The organism is Flavobacterium xanthum (assembly GCF_900142695.1).
GTDB lineage: Bacteria > Bacteroidota > Bacteroidia > Flavobacteriales > Flavobacteriaceae > Flavobacterium > Flavobacterium xanthum.
In genome coordinates, this window is sequence record NZ_FRBU01000054.1 from 1 (window position 1) to 20791 (window position 20791).

The 20791-nt window shown below is 33.8% G+C and carries 21 protein-coding genes and 1 tRNA gene; 8 read left to right on the plus strand and 14 right to left on the minus strand.

The genetic code is table 11. From position 1 onward, the window contains the following. The 3 genes from tnpB to BUC11_RS15155 all read right to left on the minus strand — a co-directional run. The coding region (gene tnpB, locus BUC11_RS17420) for an IS66 family insertion sequence element accessory protein TnpB (RefSeq protein WP_394332912.1) at nt 1–186 on the minus strand (186 nt) is incomplete at its 3' end. Beyond that, nucleotides 186–467 (minus strand): IS66 family insertion sequence element accessory protein TnpA, encoded by a 282-nt coding sequence (gene tnpA, locus BUC11_RS15150; protein ID WP_073355428.1) that lies wholly within the window; start codon nt 465–467, stop codon nt 186–188. The genes tnpB and tnpA, both read right to left, overlap by 1 nt. A 106-nt stretch (nt 468–573) precedes the next feature. Continuing rightward, entirely contained in the window at nt 574–1134 is a 561-nt protein-coding gene (locus BUC11_RS15155; protein WP_073355457.1) for a DUF6642 family protein, read from the minus strand. A 538-nt stretch (nt 1135–1672) separates the two neighbouring features. Here BUC11_RS15155 and BUC11_RS15160 point away from each other — a divergent pair. Together BUC11_RS15160 and BUC11_RS15165 are read left to right on the plus strand one after the other, a co-directional pair. Continuing rightward, on the plus strand, nt 1673–2017 hold the full coding sequence (locus BUC11_RS15160) for a helix-turn-helix domain-containing protein (RefSeq protein ID WP_073355429.1): 345 nt from the start codon (nt 1673–1675) through the stop codon (nt 2015–2017). Continuing rightward, nucleotides 2017–3309, plus strand: coding sequence for a type II toxin-antitoxin system HipA family toxin (locus BUC11_RS15165; protein WP_073355431.1), 1293 nt, complete (start codon nt 2017–2019; stop codon nt 3307–3309). The genes BUC11_RS15160 and BUC11_RS15165 overlap by 1 nt, the downstream gene beginning before the upstream one ends. A gap of 203 nt (nt 3310–3512) precedes the next feature. On the opposite strand, the gene BUC11_RS15170 is transcribed toward BUC11_RS15165, so the two are convergent. Next, a tRNA-Arg gene (locus BUC11_RS15170) sits at nt 3513–3586 on the minus strand. Between the two features lie 93 nt (nt 3587–3679). Here BUC11_RS15170 and BUC11_RS15175 point away from each other — a divergent pair. Beyond that, nucleotides 3680–4192, plus strand: a complete 513-nt coding sequence (locus BUC11_RS15175; RefSeq protein ID WP_073355433.1) for an adenine phosphoribosyltransferase — start codon at nt 3680–3682, stop codon at nt 4190–4192. On the opposite strand, the gene BUC11_RS15180 is transcribed toward BUC11_RS15175, so the two are convergent. The 6 genes from BUC11_RS15180 to BUC11_RS15205 form a co-directional block, all read right to left on the minus strand. Beyond that, the gene (locus tag BUC11_RS15180) at nt 4189–4329 is read right to left on the minus strand and encodes an SsrA-binding protein (RefSeq protein ID WP_073355435.1); all 141 of its coding nucleotides are present in this window, start codon (nt 4327–4329) and stop codon (nt 4189–4191) included. The two genes, BUC11_RS15175 and BUC11_RS15180, sit on opposite strands and share 4 nt — an antisense overlap. 67 nt (nt 4330–4396) lie before the next feature. Then, nucleotides 4397–6427 carry a M56 family metallopeptidase gene (locus BUC11_RS15185; RefSeq protein ID WP_073355437.1) on the minus strand — a complete coding sequence of 677 codons (2031 nt, stop codon included), beginning with the start codon at nt 6425–6427 and terminating at the stop codon, nt 4397–4399. 39 nt (nt 6428–6466) lie between these two features. After that, nucleotides 6467–6832, minus strand: a complete 366-nt coding sequence (locus BUC11_RS15190) for a BlaI/MecI/CopY family transcriptional regulator (protein WP_073355440.1) — start codon at nt 6830–6832, stop codon at nt 6467–6469. A gap of 4 nt (nt 6833–6836) precedes the next feature. Next, nucleotides 6837–8819 (minus strand): M56 family metallopeptidase, encoded by a 1983-nt coding sequence (locus BUC11_RS15195; protein WP_073355439.1) that lies wholly within the window; start codon nt 8817–8819, stop codon nt 6837–6839. Between the two features lie 38 nt (nt 8820–8857). Continuing rightward, a complete protein-coding gene (locus tag BUC11_RS15200; protein WP_073355440.1) occupies nt 8858–9223 on the minus strand; it encodes a BlaI/MecI/CopY family transcriptional regulator in 366 nt (121 codons plus the stop codon). A 356-nt stretch (nt 9224–9579) separates the two neighbouring features. Then, on the minus strand, nt 9580–10797 hold the full coding sequence (locus BUC11_RS15205) for an MDR family MFS transporter (protein ID WP_073355442.1): 1218 nt from the start codon (nt 10795–10797) through the stop codon (nt 9580–9582). 209 nt (nt 10798–11006) lie between these two features. On the opposite strand from BUC11_RS15205, the gene BUC11_RS15210 reads away from it, so the two are divergent. The 5 genes from BUC11_RS15210 (at nt 11007) to BUC11_RS15230 (ending at nt 14866) form a co-directional block, all read left to right on the plus strand. Then, nucleotides 11007–11609, plus strand: coding sequence for a DUF1684 domain-containing protein (locus BUC11_RS15210; RefSeq protein WP_073355443.1), 603 nt, complete (start codon nt 11007–11009; stop codon nt 11607–11609). After that, nucleotides 11609–12262 carry a TatD family hydrolase gene (locus tag BUC11_RS15215; protein ID WP_073355446.1) on the plus strand — a complete coding sequence of 218 codons (654 nt, stop codon included), beginning with the start codon at nt 11609–11611 and terminating at the stop codon, nt 12260–12262. The genes BUC11_RS15210 and BUC11_RS15215 overlap by 1 nt, the downstream gene beginning before the upstream one ends. 57 nt (nt 12263–12319) lie before the next feature. Beyond that, nucleotides 12320–13033, plus strand: a complete 714-nt coding sequence (locus BUC11_RS15220) for a tRNA threonylcarbamoyladenosine dehydratase (RefSeq protein WP_073355447.1) — start codon at nt 12320–12322, stop codon at nt 13031–13033. A 259-nt stretch (nt 13034–13292) separates the two neighbouring features. Beyond that, nucleotides 13293–13967, plus strand: coding sequence for an HAD family hydrolase (locus tag BUC11_RS15225; protein ID WP_073355449.1), 675 nt, complete (start codon nt 13293–13295; stop codon nt 13965–13967). A gap of 53 nt (nt 13968–14020) precedes the next feature. Continuing rightward, on the plus strand, nt 14021–14866 hold the full coding sequence (locus BUC11_RS15230) for a DUF2911 domain-containing protein (RefSeq protein ID WP_073355450.1): 846 nt from the start codon (nt 14021–14023) through the stop codon (nt 14864–14866). 356 nt (nt 14867–15222) lie between these two features. On the opposite strand, the gene BUC11_RS15235 is transcribed toward BUC11_RS15230, so the two are convergent. The 4 genes from BUC11_RS15235 to BUC11_RS15250 all read right to left on the minus strand — a co-directional run bounded on the left by BUC11_RS15235 (nt 15223) and on the right by BUC11_RS15250 (nt 20722). Next, nucleotides 15223–16947 carry a sodium:solute symporter family protein gene (locus tag BUC11_RS15235; protein WP_073355452.1) on the minus strand — a complete coding sequence of 575 codons (1725 nt, stop codon included), beginning with the start codon at nt 16945–16947 and terminating at the stop codon, nt 15223–15225. 122 nt (nt 16948–17069) lie between these two features. Beyond that, entirely contained in the window at nt 17070–19601 is a 2532-nt protein-coding gene (locus tag BUC11_RS15240) for a PIG-L family deacetylase (RefSeq protein ID WP_073355459.1), read from the minus strand. A 161-nt stretch (nt 19602–19762) separates the two neighbouring features. Beyond that, the gene (locus BUC11_RS15245) at nt 19763–20305 is read right to left on the minus strand and encodes a hypothetical protein (protein WP_073355453.1); all 543 of its coding nucleotides are present in this window, start codon (nt 20303–20305) and stop codon (nt 19763–19765) included. 180 nt (nt 20306–20485) lie between these two features. Next, nucleotides 20486–20722: a hypothetical protein gene (locus BUC11_RS15250; RefSeq protein WP_073355455.1), complete on the minus strand. Its 237-nt coding sequence runs from the start codon at nt 20720–20722 to the stop codon at nt 20486–20488. Nucleotides 20723–20791 lie beyond the last annotated feature (69 nt).

Sequence of the window (20791 nt, forward strand, 5' to 3'; positions counted from 1 at the left end):
ACCGGATTCCCAGTGTAAAAGTTTCATCTGATTATTATTTCGATTGATAAAAATGAACACTTCCCCACTATGTGCAACGCGTCCTAATTCATTGGCAACAAGACCGCACAAACCATTAAAGCTTTTGTGCATATCGCAAACTTTAGGGTAGAGCAAAAAGGTATGTGAACTACTAAGACTAAACACTAATATAGGTTTACTAAAGCCGAAAGTTCACTTAAATTATCCGTATCCACTCGCAGCACAACTCCATTAGGGTATACGATTTCGTATTTGTTTTCTAAAGCGAAAATTGGTTTTTTCAGTGCAATAAAACCTCCGCTTTGTGCTTCTTCATTTTTGCTTTTGCGTATCCAGTAGCTGAAAGTTCCTAATTTAATAACTGCTTGATCACAATACGCTTGTTGTGAAAGTCCACTTTGTTTCCAAGATTCAACTTGAGATAACATAAATTCATTTTTGTCCATGTCTAAATTGTTTAGAACAAAACTACTACCTTAAGTTAATCTAAAAAATATGGGGTTCGTCGGGCGGATACTTTTAATTGGTTAAAAAGGTATCGAGATTCGCTTTTTAATAATACAATCTAAAATCAAGGAGCTTACAAAGAGCAAAGTGCTTTTCATGTAATTCTTCAACGATTTGTATCAGATCATCTTCGTCTTGGCACAAACTGAAAAATACTTTATCCAAATGAATGCTACTTAGATTATCGAATTTTGCTCCATAACCCGAAATGGCTCTTGCTCCGGTAATATCTAAAAAGTACTGGGCTTCTTCCGCGCTTAAGTCCACCACCTTTTCATTTGCGAAGTGTACAATTTTGCCTTTCATTTTTCCTTCAAATAGTTCAGCTATTTCTTCTAAACTGTAGTAATATTCATTGATACAAATGCTATTTTCCTCTCCTTGCATCACTAAATAGATGATTTCATAATCCTTAAAATTATGATCGTCATAAAGCAAAGCACTTAAGCTTTCGTCCAAACCTTCAATTGTATCGCATGTTTTGTAAATACTTGAAATTCCTTGCTCAAAAGCTAGTAGTTCTAAGCTTTGAACCACTTCTGTTGTAGTGGTACTGTCTACATCGGGTACGGCTTCAAGGCAGAAAATAAATTTATCCTGATCCATTGTCATTAGTTAATGAGGTGCATAATACCAACAAATGTATGATTTTATAGAGACAAAAACTTGAAAAGTGAAAACAGATCGAAGGTGATTTTGAGATGGGATGTGTAAGTTCTGCTTATAAAGTGAATGTGCTTTTTTAGTTACTCAATATCAGTAGTTTATTTTGTACTAGTTTTGATTATTTTTTAAATACTTAGCAATAACAGATTTTTGATACAGGGGGCATAATTATTTTTATAAAAAGTTAATAGCAGGAATTATCCATTAAAAAAAGAAAGATTTTTGGAATAATTTACAATTGATTTTTTAAGTAGATTAAAGCAACTATTGATGAATTTAGCACTCAAATTAGTTACAATAATAGATGTGAGTTTAATATATTTTTATTTATTTTGTTGGTAAAAACTAACATTAATAGGTTTTTTGATCAATAGTGATGGTATTTACCAACATAAAGCATCAGCTATCCGTTAATTATTAAATTTTACTTATATTTGTTGGTAAATACCAACAGTATTACTATTTTAAAGAGATAATAATGGGAAATGCCAACATAGACTGGGTTGCCATGAGTGATACCGCTATCGTGAGTAAGATTGGCGCATTCATAAAACAAGAGCGATTAAAGAGTAATAAAACTCAAGCACAATTGGCAGAAGCAGCTGGTATCAATCGTTCGACATTAAGCCAAATTGAAAAAGGTGAGGCTATCACAATGCTGTCACTTATTCAAATTATGAGAGCGTTAAATATTTTACAGCTCTTAGAAGGGTTTACTATACAACACGAAGTGAGTCCACTAGAACTGGCCAAACAAGACAAACAAATTAGGCAACGGGCTAGAAATAGTGCTAGCGATAACACTAAAAAATCCGACTGGTAATGATTACAACTGCTTTTGTAAAAATATGGGGAGAAACGGTAGGAGCTGTTGCGTGGAATGCAGAATCAGGTTTGGCAAGTTTTGAGTATGATCCAAAATTTATAAATACCAAAACCGATTTGGCACCTTTAAAAATGCCGATAATCAATAGCATGAAGCGTATTTTTTCGTTTCCAGAATTACGGGACATAAAAACATTTAAAGGGTTACCGGGATTATTAGCGGATGTATTACCAGATGATTATGGAAATCAATTAATCAATAGCTGGCTAGCACAAAACGGTCGTCCAGAAAACAGTATGAACCCCGTTGAGCTCTTGTGTTTTATAGGAACACGCGGAATGGGCGCTTTAGAATTTGAACCTTCACAGCTTAAAACTACCAAAAGAGCCTTTGATATAGAAGTTGATAATTTGATTCACATTTCTCAAAAAATGCTCTCCAAGAGAGATCGTTTTGAAACCAACCTGAGTGAAGATGAACAACAAGCCATGTTGGATATTCTTAAAATAGGAACTTCGGCTGGTGGTGCTCGACCAAAAGCTATTATTGCCTATAACGAAAAAACAGGTCAGGTCAAATCTGGTCAAACTAGTGCTCCAAAAGGTTTTGAGCATTGGTTACTAAAATTAGATACGGTAAGCGATTTACAATTTGGAGAAAGCACAGGCTTTGGCAGAATTGAAATGGCTTATTATCTAATGGCAAAAGCGTGTGAAATTGATATGATGGAGTGCAGGCTACTAGAAGAAAAGGGCAGAGCACATTTCATGACCAAGCGTTTTGACCGGGAGGGTGGTGAACAAAAACACCACGTACAAACCTTGTGTGCCATGCAGCATTATGATTTTAGCCAAATTACCAGTTTTAGCTACGAACAACTATTTCAAACCATGCGTTTGCTGCGATTACCCTATCCAGAGGCAGAACAAATGTATAGACGAATGGTGTTTAATGTAATCGCTAGAAATTGTGATGATCATACCAAAAACTTTGCTTTCAGACTAAAAAAAGATGGGAATTGGGAATTGGCACCAGCTTATGATATTTGTTTTGCGTACCGCCCCGGAAGTGATTGGGTAAGTCAACACAACCTTAGCATAAACGGAAAAAGAAAAGACATTACTAAAGCGGATCTTTTAATCGTTGCAAAGAGTATGAATATTAAAAAGGCTGAAGCGATAATTCAAAAAATTAGCGATACCGTTACAAACTGGCATGAATATGCAGCAATTGCTAAAGTGGATATCAAATTGAAAGAAACTATAAGCAACGCTCATTTAATTTTATAAAAATGGTTGGAGTTCAAGTAATGAAAACACAAACGTATAGTGCTAAAACATAATTTTCTGCTTTGATGTTGATGGCTCAAAGTAAGAAGGAGCAGGAATAGGAGTAGTAATAAGGCAGAATTGATTTGAATTAAATATGGACTAACTATTAAATAAAAAATCCCTAAAATACTGATTTTAAGTACTATTAGGGATTTTAAAAGTGACCTTGACTGGATTCAAACCAGTAACCTCTTGAGCCGTAATCAAGTGCGCTATTCAGTTGCGCCACAAGGCCATTTGCAAACCGTTATAATAACTTCATTGCGGGTGCAAATATAAGGATAAATGTGTAATTTGCAACTGTAAAATTGTAAAAAAATAAAAAAAGATGCCGTTAGAAAAGTATATCCGTGATATTCAGGGATTTCCTAAAGAAGGAATTTTGTTTAAAGACATCACTCCGTTGTTAATTGACCCAAAAGCAAGGAAAAAATGCCTTGATATATTGGTTTCTTCACTCGCCAATAAAAAAATTGACAAGGTAATAGGAGTAGAAAGTCGGGGTTTTTTCTTTGGAATGTTAATCGCGCAAGAATTAAATGTTGGTTTTATTCCAGTTCGTAAACCGAATAAGTTGCCTTTCGATACCATTTCTGCAACGTATGATTTAGAATATGGAACTGATACTTTAGAAATTCATACTGATGCGATTCAAAAAGGGGACCGAATTCTGATTCACGATGATGTTTTGGCCACCGGAGGAACAGCAAAAGCGGTTTGTGAATTGGTGGAACGATTGGGTGGCGAAATTGTGCAATGCAATTTTCTAATGGAATTGACTTTCTTGAATGGAAGGGCAAAAATTAAAGGGAACGAGATTTTTGCAGCAATAACGTATTAATTTAACGCACGTGTGGTTACATAATACCTGAAACCAATAATTGCCATTTGCCATTTTTTGGCTTTAGCCAAATCCAAACGTTGTTTCGTAAAACTAGGTAATATGACTTTGTTGATTTGTGCTAGGATTTTGTACATAAGGTTTATTTTGTACAAAGATATAAAAAAAGACGGTTTTGATTGAAACCGTCTTTTTTAACACTTACTATTTATTTTCTTTTTGTTTGGCTTGATAGTCTTCCATTTGCTTCTCGTAGACTTTCATTTTCTTTTCGAAAATTTCCATTTTGGCATTAAAAGGCTTCATTTGTTGATCAAATTCATCCATTTTCTTTTCGAAATCGGCTATTTGAGGTGCCATTGCTTCCATTTTTGCATTAAATTCTTCCATTTTTTTGTCAAACGCTGCCCACGCTTTTTTATCACCATTTACCGGAGAACCTTTTGGCGCTAAAGGTGCTTTTGGAAAATTAAGTGCTTTGGGAGTTTTAAAGTTAAAAGTAGGAGGTGTTGGTGGAGTAGGAGGCGTTGGTGGTTGTTGCATATTGCCTTTACTAGCAACATAGTTTTTAGTAAGGATACGGATGGAATTTTTATTTGACACAGCGTCCTTTTGGACATCAACAGAGGTTATTTGATTTGGATTCATACTTTCAGCTTCGAGAGGGCTTACTTTTTTTCCATCAATATAATAATCAGCATCTCCCGGAACACCATTTACCTCTTTGGTTACCTGTGTAACAGTATAAGTATCTTTTGTTATTTTATGAATAGATATTTTGTTTGGATCAATTTTTTCAGTGCCTAAGTCGCTATATGGAATTTTAAAAGTGAATTGAGAAGCATTTTCATCAGTTTTCTCTTTTGTCGTAATTTTAATAATAGATTGATCCTTATTTTTACTTACATCCATTGTTTTAATAGCTTTTGGATCTAATTTATCTAACTCGTTTTGAGTTGTTTTTACCCCATTGATAAAAATTTCTTTGGTTGTAGACAAAGGCGCGTTAGGAGAAATTAAAACACTTTTTTTATTCAATTGAATATCATCTTCAGCGAAATCTATGGTAAGGATTCCGTTTTCATTTTTAGAAATAATGATTCCAAATGTATTGATAGCTTCAGTTCCTTTGATTGCCATTTCCTGATTCTTTTCCTCTCCTTTTTGTAAATTAACTTTAATAGCGATTAATTCATTTTTTGAGTTTCTTTTTATCCTAGAAAAAACGGCCTTTATTCCATAGTTTTTGTTTAAAGCAGTAGTTTTTTCTTTAAGTTCTTCATCTGTAGTATTTTTATTTATTTTGTACACATCCACTGAATTTTCAATTGCTGTGGAAGATTCGATTATCATTTTTTCTGAACTTTTTTCCTGTGCAATGGTTTCAATTTGGAATAAAAACATAAAGGCAAATAGGGCAGGAAGTACAAGTGTATACTTCCAAGAATTCCTTTTGTTTGATTGATTTTTGTTTAACATAAAGATTCGTTTTTTGATTAATGATTGGTAAAAATGATTGGTAATGGCAACACAATTTTCATGTGTTGTTATTTTTAAAAGCGTGAGTTGATACGCTTTCTTGTCGGATAATTTTCTGGTGGCTTCGCTATCAGCAATGAATTCTAAGTTTTGTAAAATGGCCTTTTTGTACCACCAAATGAATGGGTTGAACCAAAAAATAACGCAAAAAATTCTAGAAATCAACACATCTATGGTATGATTTTGTTCGCTATGCACCTTTTCATGTTCTAAAATATTCTGTAATTCAAAACTGCTGTATAAGGAAGAATTGTAAACGATGGTATTGAAGTACGAAAATGGAGCAATATTTTCTGAGGTATCTATAAATTTAAAATCAGCCTGACGTTCTATTGTTTTTCCTTTAAAAATCTTTCGCAGGCTATAAAAATCAAACCCAAATTTGGTCAACAAACCTAATGCTATTGTGCAGTAAGTCAAAGCCAATCCTAAATATATATACTCTTCAGTATGATTTTCCTCAGTAGCGGTTCTTATGGGTAAGGAAGACCAGTCATAATTTACAGGTGTAGGTTCTACCCACATTATTTGGGTGAAAACTACTAATGGTAAAACAGTAGCGGTTAGTAATCCTGCTAAAAGGAACCAACGATTTGCAGTAAAAAAAGTTTCTTTGCGCAACAGAAAATGATACGCTATAAAAAACAAAAAAAGTAAACCGCAGGACTTTATTAGGTAGATTGCAACTGATTCCATAAATAATTATTTTAGAAAATGACACTTATAAACATACAACTATTTTGCTTCTTGATTTTCAATCATGGCTAAAATCTCTCGTAATTCCGCAGCTGAAATTTTCTCTTCTTTGGCAAAATGAGACACCATATTTTTATAGGAACTATTGAAATAATTATCGATTGCCGTGTGCATAAAGCGTTTTCTATAGTCCTCTAAACTCACGATAGGATAGTATTGGTGCGTGTTTCCAAAAGCATTATGAGATACAAAACCTTTTTCTTCCAGATTACGTACAATAGTAGAAAGTGTGTTGTAATGCGGTTGATCCTCTGTGATTTCAGCCAATACTTCTTTTACAAATGCTTTTTTAAGCTTCCATAAAATGTGCATGATTTCCTCTTCTTTGTTGGTCAGTTTTTGCATGATATTATTTTTTACGAAATTCTTTAGTTTCAATTTCAACAACTCCGTTTAGTGCTTTTTCACCATATTTTTTTAGCGCAATTTGCTTGGTACTTTCGGGCCCATTGGATGGTTTTTGAACACCTACTGAGACAATTTCTTCAGGTTTCAATTTATCTAGAGTTTCATAGTCACTAATTTTCCCGTTAATAACGATGACTGCTTTTTTGTAATCTACATTTTTATTGTTTTGAATTCTAGAGATGTTTTCCTCTGGCTTAGAGATTCCAAAACTAATTCCCCAACCCTTATTTTCCTTTTCGGTTATTTCAATTGCACCATTTTTTGCTGCCTTACCATATTTTGCTGTTGCTTCTTCTTCTTTTAAAACGTTAACTGCTTCAATGGTATTAGGATCAATGTCATCGGCTGTAGTTTGATTGCCGGCTACTTGACCGTTTACAACTAGGAGTGGTTTTTTTGAATTTTTCTTTCTTTGTGCTTTCTTTGGATTCTTTATTTTTTTGGTTGTAATTTCCCAAACACCATCTTTACCAAATTCACCATATTTAAGCATTGCCTCTTCTGGATCCAAGATATTTTGAGTGTCAAAATCTTCGTCAAAAGATATTTTAAGTGGAATTCCTTTTACTTGTTTTCTGCCATTTAATACAATTAGGTATTCTCTACCGTCTTTGGACATGCTATTCAAACTCCATGATTTATCTTGTTGTACATCTGAAATAACTGCGTGTCGGGGTTGCACTGTATCAGATGCATTTTGACTTTTATTGATATGGTTAAAATGTTGACTCAAGTGTGCATTCTCCTTTGCATTAGCTTGAAAACCAAAGTTAACGCTACCTGATTTCTCTTTTTCTACAAAAATAGCAAATGGTTTAATTGGGCTTTCTTCTTCAATTAAATATACTTTTTTTGCGCCCTTATTGTTTTGTAAAACAACGTTAATGGCAATGATATGGCCCTCACTATTTACTTTGATATTGGAAAAATTGACATCTAGATCGAATTCTTGTTTAAAAAGTTTGCTCTCCACATTCAGTGCTTCTTCAGTTGAATTTGAGTTGACCTCGAGAACAGCTTTATCAATACTACTTTTAAAAGAAACATGACTTTCTTTTTGCTGAGCGATTACTTCAATTTGGAAGAATAATACAAAAGCAACTAATGCAGGCAGTATTATTGCATATTTCCAAGAATTCCTTTTGCTAGATTGATTTTTGTTTAACATAACGATTCGTTTTTTGATTAATGATTGATAAAAATGATTAGTAATGGCAACACAATTTTCGTGTGTTGTTATTTTTAAAAGTGTGAGTTGATATGCTTTTTTGTCAGATAATTTTCTGGTGGCTACGCTGTCAGCAATAAATTCTAAGTTTTGTAGAATAGCTTTTTTGTACAGCCAAATGAAAGGATTGAACCAAAAAATAGCACAAAAAACTCTTCCAATCAAAACGTCTACGGTATGATTTTGCTCACAATGTACTTTTTCGTGTTCTAAAATGTTCTCTAGCTCGGCAGTACTGTATAAGGAAGAATTGTAAACGATTGTGTTGAAATAGGAAAAAGGAGCAATATTTTCAGTCGTGTCTATAAACTTAAAATCAGCTTGACGTTCTATTGTTTTTCCTTTAAAAATCTTTCGCAGGCTATAAAAATCAAACCCAAATTTGGTTAATAAACCTAATGTGATTAAAGAATAAGTCAAAGCCAATCCTAAATAAATATACTCCTCAGTATGATTTTCCTCAGTGACGGTTCTTATCGGTAAGGAAGACCAGTCATAATTTACAGGTGTAGGTTCTATCCAGATTATTGTGGTAAAAACAACGAATGGCAAAACAGTAGCAGTTATTAATCCTGCTAAAAGAAACCAACGATTTGCAGTAAAAAAAGTTTCTTTACGCAGCAGAAAATGATACGCTACAAAAAACAATAAAAGTAAACCACAGGATTTAATTAGGTAGATTGCTACTGATTCCATAAATAATTTTTTAGAAAATGACACGTATAAACATACAACTATTTTGCTTCTTGATTTTCAATCATGGCTAAAATCTCTCGTAATTCCGCAGCCGAAATTTTCTCTTCTTTTGCAAAATGCGAAACCATATTTTTATAAGAACTATTAAAGTAATTATCGATTGCCGTGTGCATAAAACGTTTTCTGTAATCTTCTAAACTCACGATTGGATAGTATTGGTGTGTGTTTCCAAAAGCGTTATGGGATACAAATCCTTTTTCTTCCAGATTACGCACAATGGTAGAAAGTGTGTTGTAATGCGGTTGATCCTCTGTGATTTCTGCCAATACTTCTTTTACAAATGCTTTTTTAAGCTTCCATAAAATGTGCATGATTTCCTCTTCTTTGTTGGTCAGTTTTTGCATGATTTTTTATTTAAATCAAACGTACAACTATATTTTTAGTTTGCAAACTATTTTTATAGTTATTTAACTAATTTTTTAGTTTTAACAGATAAGGAACTGAGTTAAAACATAAAATAACTCCAAAAAATACAAATGCATTTATCTGAATACAGTAGAGAAAAGATAATTTTTGAATGTTGAAAATACTCTATAAGGACGAGTGTGATTTGGAAAAGGGTTATGCGTGAGGGATAGAAGCAAGTCCCGTTCTCTGACGGGACGCGTATAGCCCGACGCTAGTACAAAAAGGGGCAACTACCCTTTATGTTGTGAGCCCCTTTTTTTAATAGGGTCACGCCCAAATTTTTGGAAACCTATTAGTCTTGCTCTTTTCTAACCAATTTTTGCAGCCAGATACAACCCGCTACGGAAAGTATTCCCAATGTTCCCATCACAAACCAGTTGGCTTGGTATCCAAAAGTGGCAATAATTTCCAGTCCGGTTTTAGAACTCGCAATGTGTGCTAAGCTGAAACTCATTGTAAACAAAGCCATATAACGCCCTTCATGACCTTTCGGCGCGCGACTTAAAGCGAAAGAGTTGGAGAACGGAAAGATGAACATTTCGCCAAAAGTGATAAAAATAATACTCACAATTAGTATTCCTGCCCACATATTGATCATTAAGACATAAAAACTGACGGACATCAGGAAGGAACCCCAAAGAATAATTTTAAGTGTATCGATGCCTTTTCTTTGGCTAAAACTAACAATTGGCATTTCCAGAAAGAAAATCAACAGTCCATTTAAAGACAGCAAAAGTCCGCTTTGAAACTCTGTTAACCCAAATTTTTCATTGTGATATAGCGGTAAAGTAGTGAAAAGTTGAAAGAAAAGCATGGCAGTTATAAAGCAGACAAACAAGAATATCCAGAATATCTTATCTTTAAAAACAGATGCTGGAATTTCGGTTTCGCTATTGGCGGAGTCTAAATCGGCTGGTTTTTTGCGTTCTTTCACTAATACCGTAAAAATTAATATCGAAATAATACATGAACTTCCATCTACCCAAAATAATCCGCTGTACCCTAAATTCATAATAATTAATCCTCCCAAAGCAGGTCCTGCGGTAAAACCTAAATTCACTGCCAGTCTAACTAGAGTCAGCGCTCTGGTGCGATTCTCAGGTTTAGCGTACGTCGCCAAGGACACAAACATTGCGGGACGAAACATGTCAGCAACGGTCATTATAACGAACATTCCAATGCATAATCCCCAGAAAGTTCGAATGTATTGTACCAAAAACAGTAAAATTCCGCTAGTGAATAAACTGAAAACCATAATTTTATAAAAACCTATTTTGTCTGATAATTTACCGCCAAGCCACGAACCTAACATGGAACCAAAACCAAAAGCAACCATAATCCAGCCCACTTGTGCATAGGAAAAACTCAAATCTTCTTTCAAATACTTGGACAAAAACGGTAAAACCATTGTACCAGCACGATTGATAAAAGTGATGAGTGTCAGAATCCAAATTTCTCTGGTAAAGCCCTTGAAATTATTTATGTAACGTTGAAAAGCAGTTTTGAGCATAAGGTTCATTTCTAAGCTACAAATTTACAATGTTTTTTAGGAGCTTTTTCCAGCTATTCGTTACAATCTTTTATTTTTTTGGCAGCAAAAAAATAAAAGGATTTTCACTGCTATCTGGGCTAGGAATCCGTCTTATAAACTTATTTATTCCATTATATAAACTTTGCCGCTTTATAACTTTTAAACTATTTTTGCATAAAATCATACAAATGAAAAATCTGCTACTTTTTGCGTTTTTAGTTCAATTAAATTTTGGCTTTGGCCAAAATAAATTTGATGTTTCGGCGGTGGAAAAATTCCAAACAGAATTGAATGCAGAATATGCCGATGCAAAGACAAGTCCGCTGACTGCAGAAGACTTGGCAATTTTTAAAACGCTGGATTTTTATCCTGCAAACGAAACTTTTTATGTGGTTGCAAAGTTGATCAGGATGCCAAAAGAGAAGCCATTTGAAATGAAAACATCAACGGACAGAAAACCATTGTATGTCAAATATGGTGAACTTTTTTTCACAATTAATGGTCGGGATTTTAAACTGAATGTCTATAAAAATATTGAACTTTCAAAAAAGAAGGAGTACAAAGACTATTTATTTCTGCCGTTTTCTGATTTGACTTCAGGTCATGAAAGTTACATTGGCGGGAAGTATATCGATTTAAGAATTCCAAAAGGAGATACCATTGTGATTGATTTTAATAGGTCTTACAATCCGTATTGCGCGTATAATTCGAAATATTCTTGTCCAAAAGTTCCTTTAGAAAACGATTTGGATATCGAAATAAAAGCAGGAGTTAAAAAATTTCACGACTAATGGAATACTTTAATTTGCATACACACAAATTCACTAATCAGTCCAACGTATTGGAATTAGTAAATCAATATCCACAGGAATTTGATGCAAGAATTCCGTATTATTCCATCGGGATTCATCCTTGGTTTATTGTGAAAGAACGAATGGAAGCTGATTTGGAGATAATCGAAAGTAAATTACAAGAGGCAAGTTGTCTCGCTGTGGGCGAATGTGGATTGGACAAACGCATCGAAATTCCTATGGAATTACAAGAAATGGTTTTTGAAAAGCAATTGCTTTTGGCACAAAAATATAAAAAACCAGTTGTGATACATTGTGTTGCTGCTTTTCAGGAATTGATAATCATAAAGAAAAAATTGAATATTTCAGTTCCAATCTTGATTCATGGGTTTTCCAAAAATGCACAAATTGCCAAACAATTAGTGGACAATGGATTTTATATCTCATTTGGAAAATATTTATTGCTCAATAAGGAATTAGAGGCTGTTTTTACTAGCGTCCCCAATAATCGATTTTTTCTGGAAACAGATACAGTTGAAGAAGGAATTGAAGCTGTTTATGAATTGGCAGCAAAATACAAAGGAGTTTCAGTCAAAGAAATACAGGAACTTGTGAATAGTAATTTTAATGAAGTTTTTGATTTCAGATTGTAGATTAACGATTGTTGATTTCAGATTGCTCAAGAACTTTAAACTTTAAACAAAAGAACAATGGCAGAGTGGACAGAAAGAGCCGAACTTTTATTCAAAAAAGAAGGTTTAGATAATTTAAAAAATGCAAATGTATTGGTTGTAGGATTGGGTGGTGTTGGTTCGTTTGCCGCTGAATTTTTAGCAAGAGCAGGAGTAGGAACGATGACTATTGTTGATGGTGACGTAGTTGATATTACCAATATTAATAGACAATTACCCGCTTTACATACGACTGTGGGGCAACCAAAAATCACAGTTGTTGGGGATCGATTGATGGATATCAATCCCGAATTGAAATTGACTCGCGTACAAGAATTTCTTTCGCCAGAGCGTGCTTTTGAGATTGTTTCAGAAGAATTTGATTATGTTTTGGACTGCATCGACAGTGTGACTCCAAAGTTGAATTTGATTATTGCCGCCAAGAGAAAAAGAGTCAAAATTATAAGCAGCATGGGTGCTGGCGGGAAAATGGAAGCTTCTAAAGTGAAGGTGACGGATATTACGAATACCGTAAATTGCTTCTTTGCTAAAACTATTCGTCGCCGATTGAAAGAATTTAAAATTGACAAACTGAAAGTCGTTTTTTCATCTGAAATTCAAGATGAATCCAGTTTAAAAATGACCGATGGTTCCAATTTCAAAAAATCATTTTACGGAACCAATAGTTACATGCCCGGATTATTTGGCTTGTATGCTGCCGAAACTGTGATTCGGTATTTATTGAAAAAGTAGCATCAGATTTCTGTTAGCGGTTTTAGGTTATCTGTTATCTGTTATCTGTTATCTGTTATCGGTTATCAGTTATCTGTTATTGGTTATCTGTTATTGGTTATCTGTTATCGGTTATCTGTTATCGGTTATCAGTTATCTGTTATCTGTTATGAGTTTATGCCATTTAAAATGGTGTGATCTTCGACTGTTACTTAAGTGAGTATTGGCTAAAAGCTTTTTAATTAAATAGCTACTATCTATAAATGTAATTCAAAAAAAAATGATACAAACCGTAATTTTCGATATGGATGGTGTAATCGTTGATACAGAACCCGTACACCGTTATGCTTATTTCAAACAATTTGAAGAATTAAATATTACTGTTACCAAGGAAATGTACACCTCTTTTACTGGGTTTTCAACTCGAAATACGTTTCAGAAATTGAAGGAAGTTTTCGTAATTGAGCAAGACGTTGAAGATTTGATCCAAAGAAAACGAACTATTTTCAATGATGCTTTTGACAGTAAAGCCGATTTGGAATTACTGGAAGGTGTAGAAAATCTTATTAAAGATTTACATCAAAACGGAATGCAATTGATCTTGGCGTCTTCGGCTTCCAAAGTTACTATCGAACGCGTGTTTAGCCGCTTTAAGTTGCATGATTATTTTACGCATTTAGTTAGCGGGGAAGATTTTCCTAAATCAAAACCACATCCGGCAATTTTTCTGCATGCTGCCAGTTTATCAATTGCTCCAAAGGAAAACTGTATCGTTATTGAAGATAGCACTAATGGAATAAAAGCGGCGAAAGCAGCAGGAATCTTTTGTGTAGGATACAACAGTATTCATTCAGAAGCACAAAATTTATCAGAAGCCGATGTCGTAATTAATCATTTCAATGAACTAGTCTTCAATAAGGTACAGAATATACATGCTAAATTAAGAAATAATTAACAATTAGGAATAACTGAATTTGTAAATTTGAAAATCATATAAAACAGACTACTATGAAAAAAATACTTATTGTGTTTGCTATTATAATAGTAAATTTCACCATTGAGGCACAAGTGAAAACACCTCAATCCAGTCCAAAAGCGACAATTATGCAAGCTGTTGGTTTGACTGATGTCGAAATTGTTTATTCAAGACCAAGCGCAAGAGGAAGAGCGGTATTTGGTAATTTGATTCCATTTGAAAAAGTATGGAGAACGGGAGCCAATGAAAATACAACAATATCCTTTAGTGATGATGTAGTGATTAGCGGTAAAACATTGAAAAAAGGAAAATATTCGCTGTATACTATTCCGAAAATTGAAAGTTGGGAAATAATTTTCTATAAAACTACGGATAACTGGGGTAATCCAGAAGAGTGGAAAGAAGAAAATGTAGCCCTTAGAGCCACAGTAAAACCGGAAACTTTAAACAAAAGTATCGAAACATTCACAATTGGAATTAGTGGTTTAGACAATAATTTTGCCTTTTTAGAAATGTACTGGGAAAACTCGTATGCAGCGGTGAAATTTGAAGTACCTACGCAACAAAAAGCAATTGCTAACATCGAAAAAGTATTAGCTGGACCAGCTGCTGGAGATTATTTTTCAGCTGCTCAGTTCTTGTTTCAATCCAATGGCGACAATGCAAAAGCATTGGTTTATGTAAACAAAGCATTAGATATGTCTAAAGACAAACCTTTTTGGTTCAACAGATTAAAATCTTTGATTCAAGCCAAATTAGGAGATAAAAAAGGAGCAATCGAAACGGCTAAAGCATCACTTGCAGCAGCTGAAATTGCTAAAAATCAAGATTATGTAAAGATGAATAAAGATAGTATCGCAGAGTGGAGTAAAAACTAATTCATTCCATTTTAATGTAAAATCCCGTCTCGGTAATTATCGAGACGGGATTTTTTTTTGCATTTCATTTAGGTTTCGAAATCTTATAATGAGATGTTTATGTATTGGATTTGAAATAAATTTTTAACCACTGATTCACAGATTTTATGCTGTAGCATTACTTTTCATATTAGCTTATAAAAAATAGCCACGGATTCACATATTTTATTCTTTAGTTTTTAGAGTATTGCTTTTCGTTTCATTTATTCCTTTAAAAAAAAAGCACTGATTCACAGATTTTATTTTATAATCTGTGAATCAGTGACTATTTTTTCAACCCGAAAAGTTGACTTTCTTAAAGAAATAACTACTTTTAGTTAAGCTATAACTGCTTTTTGATTTCTAAAAATGGTCCATTGTAATAATAAAGAAATAACAATCGTCAGCATTGCTCCAATGAAATTAAGCCATAAATATCCTAATTTTTCTTCACCGCTCGGGAAGATATAAATAGCATAATAATAAATGATAAAAATAGTAAGCTGACTAATTACGGCACTGTAAAATATAGCTTTGGATTGGACTTTATGGATGTAAAAACCAACTAAAAATATTCCCAATACGGTTCCATAAAATATGGATCCAATGATATTAACCAATTGAATTAAATTTTCAAACAGCGTTCCTACACAAGCAAAAAGGATTGCAATAATTCCCCATAATAAAGTAAAAAATTTAGTAGCGTATAGATAATGACGTTCTGATTTTTCTCCTTTTACATTACGTTTGTAAATATCAATTGCGGTAGTCGATGCCAATGCATTTAACCCTGAAGCAGTAGAGGACATGGCTGCTGAAATAATTACTGCTAACAATAAACCAATAAGTCCTTTGGGTAAATAATTAAGGATAAAGTGAAAAAATACATAATCTTTGTCATTCGTTTCACTGTTGCTGTCGGCTTTCAGTATTATTTCTTTAGCTCGATCTCGTAAATCTTTTTCTTTATTGGACAAAGCCACTAATTCCTTCCGAAGAATTGGATTGTCATAATCTTGATTCAGTTGATCAATATACAACAGGTTAATCACTTTCTTATCTTCGGATAAATCGTCTAATTTTTGCTCCAAAGCATTGTACTCGCCTTTGTATGCTGATTTTTCAATCATGGCTTTGTTGTTTGGATTAAAATTCAACGGGACAGGATTGAATTGAAAAAAAACAAAAACCATAACTCCGGTCAATAAAATGAAGAATTGCATTGGTACTTTTAAAAGACCATTCATGATCAGTCCCATTTGACTTTCTCGAACGGATCTTCCTGATAAATAACGTCCAACTTGTGATTGGTCGGTTCCAAAATAAGCTAATGCCAAGAAGAAACCTCCTGTTATTCCGCTCCAAAAAGTATATTTTTCTTCCGGATCAAAAGAAAAGTTGACGATATTCATTTTATCATTTGCACCAGCAATATGCAATGCGCTTGTAAATGTCATATCATTAGGTAAATAATGCAATATCAGAAAAAAGGTGATGAACATTCCTGACATAATAACAAACATTTGCTGTTTTTGAGTTACATTCACTGCTTTTGTACCTCCAGAAAAGGTATAAATGATGACCAATACACCAATAATAATGTTCATGTATGTGAGATTCCAACCCAATATTGCCGACAAAATAATCGCGGGTGCATAAATAGTTAATCCCGTTCCTAGCCCTCTTTGGAACAAGAAAAGAATAGCTGCAAGGGAACGCGTTTTTAAATCAAATCTTTTTTCTAAGTATTCATAAGCCGTATAGACTTTGTATTTATGGTACAACGGAATAAAAGTCACGCAAATAACGACCATCGCAATAGGCAGTCCAAAATAGAATTGTACAAAACCCATTCCGTCGTGGTAGGCTTGTCCTGGTGTGGATAGAAACGTAATCGCACTGGCTTGTGTAGCCATTACAGAAAGACCCACAACATGCCAAGGGGTTTCATTATTACCCAAAATAAAATCTTCTACATTTTTACTTCCTTTGGTTTTCCATGCACCATAAATTACGATAAATAATAGAGTAACAATGAGTATAACCCAATCAAATAATTGCATAATCTAAGAGTATAATTTCATAATAAGACAAAAGATCAAAATATAAATGGCATTGGCCACGAGTACCCAGGTATAGTTTTTCTTCCAGGTTTTTATTTTTTTTGTTTCCATTTCAGACTGGTTTAGTTTTTGATTTTTTGGGCAGGAATAGTTTCGGATGATTTCAGAGAAATGATATTTGAAATTAATTTATACGCCCCAGTAACACCTTCTGGCAACTCTCTAAAAAAACTAAGTCCCGTATAAATATAGTACCCTTTTCCATAAGGAGCAATTAATATAGCACCGTTTTTAGGGCTTTCACCTTTATCATTTGAAGATAAAATAGGAGTAAAGGCTTTATCATACTCACTTGGGTAATACAACCCTTGCTCTTGTTTCCATCCCTCAAAATCCTTAGAAGTTATTTTGTTTGGAACATTCAACACCAGATGGTTTGGTGCTAAAAATCGGACTTCTGCATCTTCTTCAGTAACGCGGTCGCGAGATAGTTTTAATGGAAATGGTGCGATATTTTCGGTTACCAGATCGCCCGCAGTATTGTATTGTACAAGCATCGTTTTTCCGCCTTTTACAAAATCAAAAAGTATTGTTTGCTTATTCGCTAATGCCGCTAGCGTATTGTAAGCCCGAACTCCTGTCATTACCACATCAAAATTTTCTAATTTTTCAGGTGTTATTTCTTCGGGTTTAATTAACGTAACGGTATAACCTATTTGAGTCAGGCTACCGGGAACTTCATCTCCTGCACCCATAATGTAACCAATTCGTTCGTTATTTGTCTTTAAATCCGTTTTGATGAGTTTAGCTTCCGCTGCTTTTAAAACTTGTTGCTTGGTAATGTGATCGTAATTAATTATCACTTGTTCTTTGTCAAATCGTTTGTTGCCAATTATCGCTACACTTTTGGCAACAGCCTCTTCAGACTTATTTGGTGCCGTTACTTCAAAATAAACAATTTCCTCTGTTCCTTTTTTATCGATACTAAAAGGAATAGTTTTTGGGGTTACATTCCAGTTTTGAGGAAGTTCCAATTGTAGATTTCCTTTTATATTATCTTTTCCAGCTTTGATTTGTACGCCTACGTATTTAATTTTTGTGTCTTTAAAAAGTAATACTTTATCTAAAATAGAAGTCGTTACTTCAGGAACAATATCCAGATAATTATAGACTTCACCTTTTACATCATCATTGTATTTATAAATTACGGTTCGCTCAAATGGAATTTCTATTCCGTTGATTTGAATATTAAATATCACTTTTGCTTCCCTAATAATATCTGGAATTCCTATATTTTGCTGTTGCTTTACTGCATACATGCCATCGGTTCCCTTTTCTTCTAACCAATAAGGTTGTGTGTAGTTAATTGACTCGGGCAATTTCAAATCTAGGGATAGGTTGTTTAGAATATTATTTTTTAAGGCTAAATTTTTTGTTGTTTTTACCTGTTCTGGCAAAGTAGTGATACTAACTAATTCAATAGATGCAGCACTTCTATTAATAACTTCGAGCTTCAGTTTTACAGTGCTTCCTGGAGTAGCTTCCTGATTTTGGGCAACAGCTTCAAGATATAAACCGGAACAGGCCGCTATGATTTCTTTTACTTCTAATAATTTTATGGGTGTCCACTGATTTTCGTCCAAATCTTTGATCATAGAATAGGCTTTCGCCAAATTTGGAATACTAGCCGATGGATTATTATGGTCGAATTCAGCTATAATGGCACTCAATAGTACGCCGATTGCTTTTCCTCCTTTTACACGGTTCCAAGTGGTATCAATTCCTTCAAAAAGAGATTTTTTTTCTTGTAAAGCATCGCCATTTATAAATTCCAGATATTCTGTTTCTTCCCCTCTAGCACCAGTGCTTCCAAAACCTTGCGATTGATGGCGACTGCGACTTAAAGCTCCTATTTCCTGATTGGACTTTCCAAGATCAGAATAATAAACGCCAGTTTGCATTGCAATTAAGTTGCTTTTATTAGCAGCATTAAATTTTTCAATAGTTCCATAAAACCACCAAGAGGTATTAAAAAATTGGCGTTTGGTTTGCCAAGGCTGCACAAATTTTAATTGTTCAGGAAAAATAGTTGGATTATTGGCTAAATCAAAACTCTCTACACTTAACATTGCAGAGGCTGTATGATGTCCGTGCGTAGTTCCGGGAGATCTATGATCAAATCGATTTACAATTACATCAGGTTGAAATTTTCGTATGGCCCAAACTACATCAGCAAGTACTTTTTCTTTATCCCAAATTTCTAATGTTTCTATTGGATTTTTGGAAAAACCAAAATCATTGGCACGCGAAAAAAACTGTTCTCCACCATCAATTTTTCGGGCTTCGATAAGTTCTTGGGTTCTAATGACGCCTAATAATTCTCTTAATTGTGTACCTATCAAATTCTGTCCTCCATCACCGCGCGTCAAAGATAAGTACCCAGTTCTGGCCTTTTGCTCATTTGATAAATAAGAGATTAAACGGGTGTTTTCATCATCTGGGTGAGCGGCTATATACAATACAGAACCTAAGAAATTTAGTTTTTGAATTTGATTATAAATTTCAACAGCACTGGGTTTTTTCGGATTTTGTGCTATTGTTATATGACAACAAAAAAGTAATGCTGTTAGAGCTAAAAGGTGTTTTTTTTGCATTTTTTCTAATTTAATTTGCAATAGCTTCAAATGTAGGTATTAAATGTTTTTTCCTGAAATGTTTTTTACATTCTTTAAATATAAATTTGGCTTAACAAAAAAAGAGAGAAAACCAACTCTAGTTTTCTCTCTTTTTATTTTTTACTACTGTAGATTAGGAATTAGTCTCTGTCTCTTCCATGCCCGCGTCCGTGATCGTTTCCTTTTCCATGACCCTTATTTCCTTTTCCTCTATCGTGTCCGTAATGTCTATTATCCCTGTGGTCATTAGATTGTCTACGATAATCATTTCTTCGATCATTAACATAGACTTTTCGATTACGGTTGTATCCTATATTTCTTTGTTCTCTACCATGATATCCTTTATAATATTTTACTTTATGATTTCTAAAATTGTTATACGGTCTAGAACCATGATAATCATTAAGTACTACTTTGTAACCACCGTACAAATCATAATTTCTATATTGACCAGGAAGGTATCTTGAGCGTATCCATCTTCCGCTACCAAAATAAATAAATTGTGTAGCTTTTACATCATAGTAGGCTTCAACATCTGGAAGGTAATAGTATTCTGCTTCAGCATATCCTACTGGACCCCACGAAGGCGCTCTGCCAATATTTACGTTTACTGAAACTTGTGCGTGTATTGTACTTGATGCAAATAGGATAATTCCTAAGGCGATTAGTTTTAATGCTTTCATCTTTTCTTAATTTAATTCTGAAATAATTTTATAGAAATGTGTTTTTGATATATCTTTTTAGACTTTTTCAACAACTGTGCCAAAACAAAAAAATTAACATTTAATTAAGGATTTAAGTCCTGCAAAAAAAAAGAGAGTTTCTGTATTGAAACTCTCTTTTACTAATAGTAGCGATCCGTATTAATGCTTTCCATTTCCATGACCATTATTTCCTTTTCCACCTTTATTTCCATTGCCTTTATTACCATTGCTTTTATTTCCATTGCTTTTGTAGGCTTTGCTATTATGATTTCGATAAGATCCAATTGATTTTTGAGGTTTTCCTTTGTATCCCTTATAATATTTTACTTTATGATTTTTAAAGTTACTATAAGGTCTTGCCCCATGATAATATGCTGCTCCCCAAAAAACGTACAACTTTTTGTGTGAATTTAAGATAGGATTAAAAACCTTAAATTAGCAGAATTATGTCAAGAACAAGAAGAG

Excerpts from the sequence above, each read along its gene's own strand:
- BUC11_RS15205 (WP_073355442.1), bottom strand. The coding sequence starts at position 10,797 with ATGCTCAAAACTGCTTTTCAACGTTACATAAATAATTTCAAGGGCTTT.
- BUC11_RS15180 (WP_073355435.1), bottom strand. The coding sequence starts at position 4,329 with ATGTACAAAATCCTAGCACAAATCAACAAAGTCATATTACCTAGTTTT.
- tnpA (WP_073355428.1), bottom strand. The coding sequence starts at position 467 with ATGGACAAAAATGAATTTATGTTATCTCAAGTTGAATCTTGGAAACAA.
- BUC11_RS15195 (WP_073355439.1), bottom strand. The coding sequence starts at position 8,819 with ATGGAATCAGTAGCAATCTACCTAATTAAATCCTGTGGTTTACTTTTA.
- BUC11_RS15165 (WP_073355431.1), top strand. The coding sequence starts at position 2,017 with ATGATTACAACTGCTTTTGTAAAAATATGGGGAGAAACGGTAGGAGCT.
- BUC11_RS15175 (WP_073355433.1), top strand. The coding sequence starts at position 3,680 with ATGCCGTTAGAAAAGTATATCCGTGATATTCAGGGATTTCCTAAAGAA.
- BUC11_RS15245 (WP_073355453.1), bottom strand. The coding sequence starts at position 20,305 with ATGAAAGCATTAAAACTAATCGCCTTAGGAATTATCCTATTTGCATCA.
- BUC11_RS15160 (WP_073355429.1), top strand. The coding sequence starts at position 1,673 with ATGGGAAATGCCAACATAGACTGGGTTGCCATGAGTGATACCGCTATC.
- BUC11_RS15190 (WP_073355440.1), bottom strand. The coding sequence starts at position 6,832 with ATGCAAAAACTGACCAACAAAGAAGAGGAAATCATGCACATTTTATGG.
- BUC11_RS15155 (WP_073355457.1), bottom strand. The coding sequence starts at position 1,134 with ATGGATCAGGATAAATTTATTTTCTGCCTTGAAGCCGTACCCGATGTA.
- BUC11_RS15185 (WP_073355437.1), bottom strand. The coding sequence starts at position 6,427 with ATGGAATCAGTTGCAATCTACCTAATAAAGTCCTGCGGTTTACTTTTT.
- BUC11_RS15210 (WP_073355443.1), top strand. The coding sequence starts at position 11,007 with ATGAAAAATCTGCTACTTTTTGCGTTTTTAGTTCAATTAAATTTTGGC.
- BUC11_RS15200 (WP_073355440.1), bottom strand. The coding sequence starts at position 9,223 with ATGCAAAAACTGACCAACAAAGAAGAGGAAATCATGCACATTTTATGG.
- BUC11_RS15215 (WP_073355446.1), top strand. The coding sequence starts at position 11,609 with ATGGAATACTTTAATTTGCATACACACAAATTCACTAATCAGTCCAAC.
- BUC11_RS15220 (WP_073355447.1), top strand. The coding sequence starts at position 12,320 with ATGGCAGAGTGGACAGAAAGAGCCGAACTTTTATTCAAAAAAGAAGGT.
- BUC11_RS15230 (WP_073355450.1), top strand. The coding sequence starts at position 14,021 with ATGAAAAAAATACTTATTGTGTTTGCTATTATAATAGTAAATTTCACC.
- BUC11_RS15225 (WP_073355449.1), top strand. The coding sequence starts at position 13,293 with ATGATACAAACCGTAATTTTCGATATGGATGGTGTAATCGTTGATACA.
- BUC11_RS15240 (WP_073355459.1), bottom strand. The coding sequence starts at position 19,601 with ATGCAAAAAAAACACCTTTTAGCTCTAACAGCATTACTTTTTTGTTGT.
- BUC11_RS15235 (WP_073355452.1), bottom strand. The coding sequence starts at position 16,947 with ATGCAATTATTTGATTGGGTTATACTCATTGTTACTCTATTATTTATC.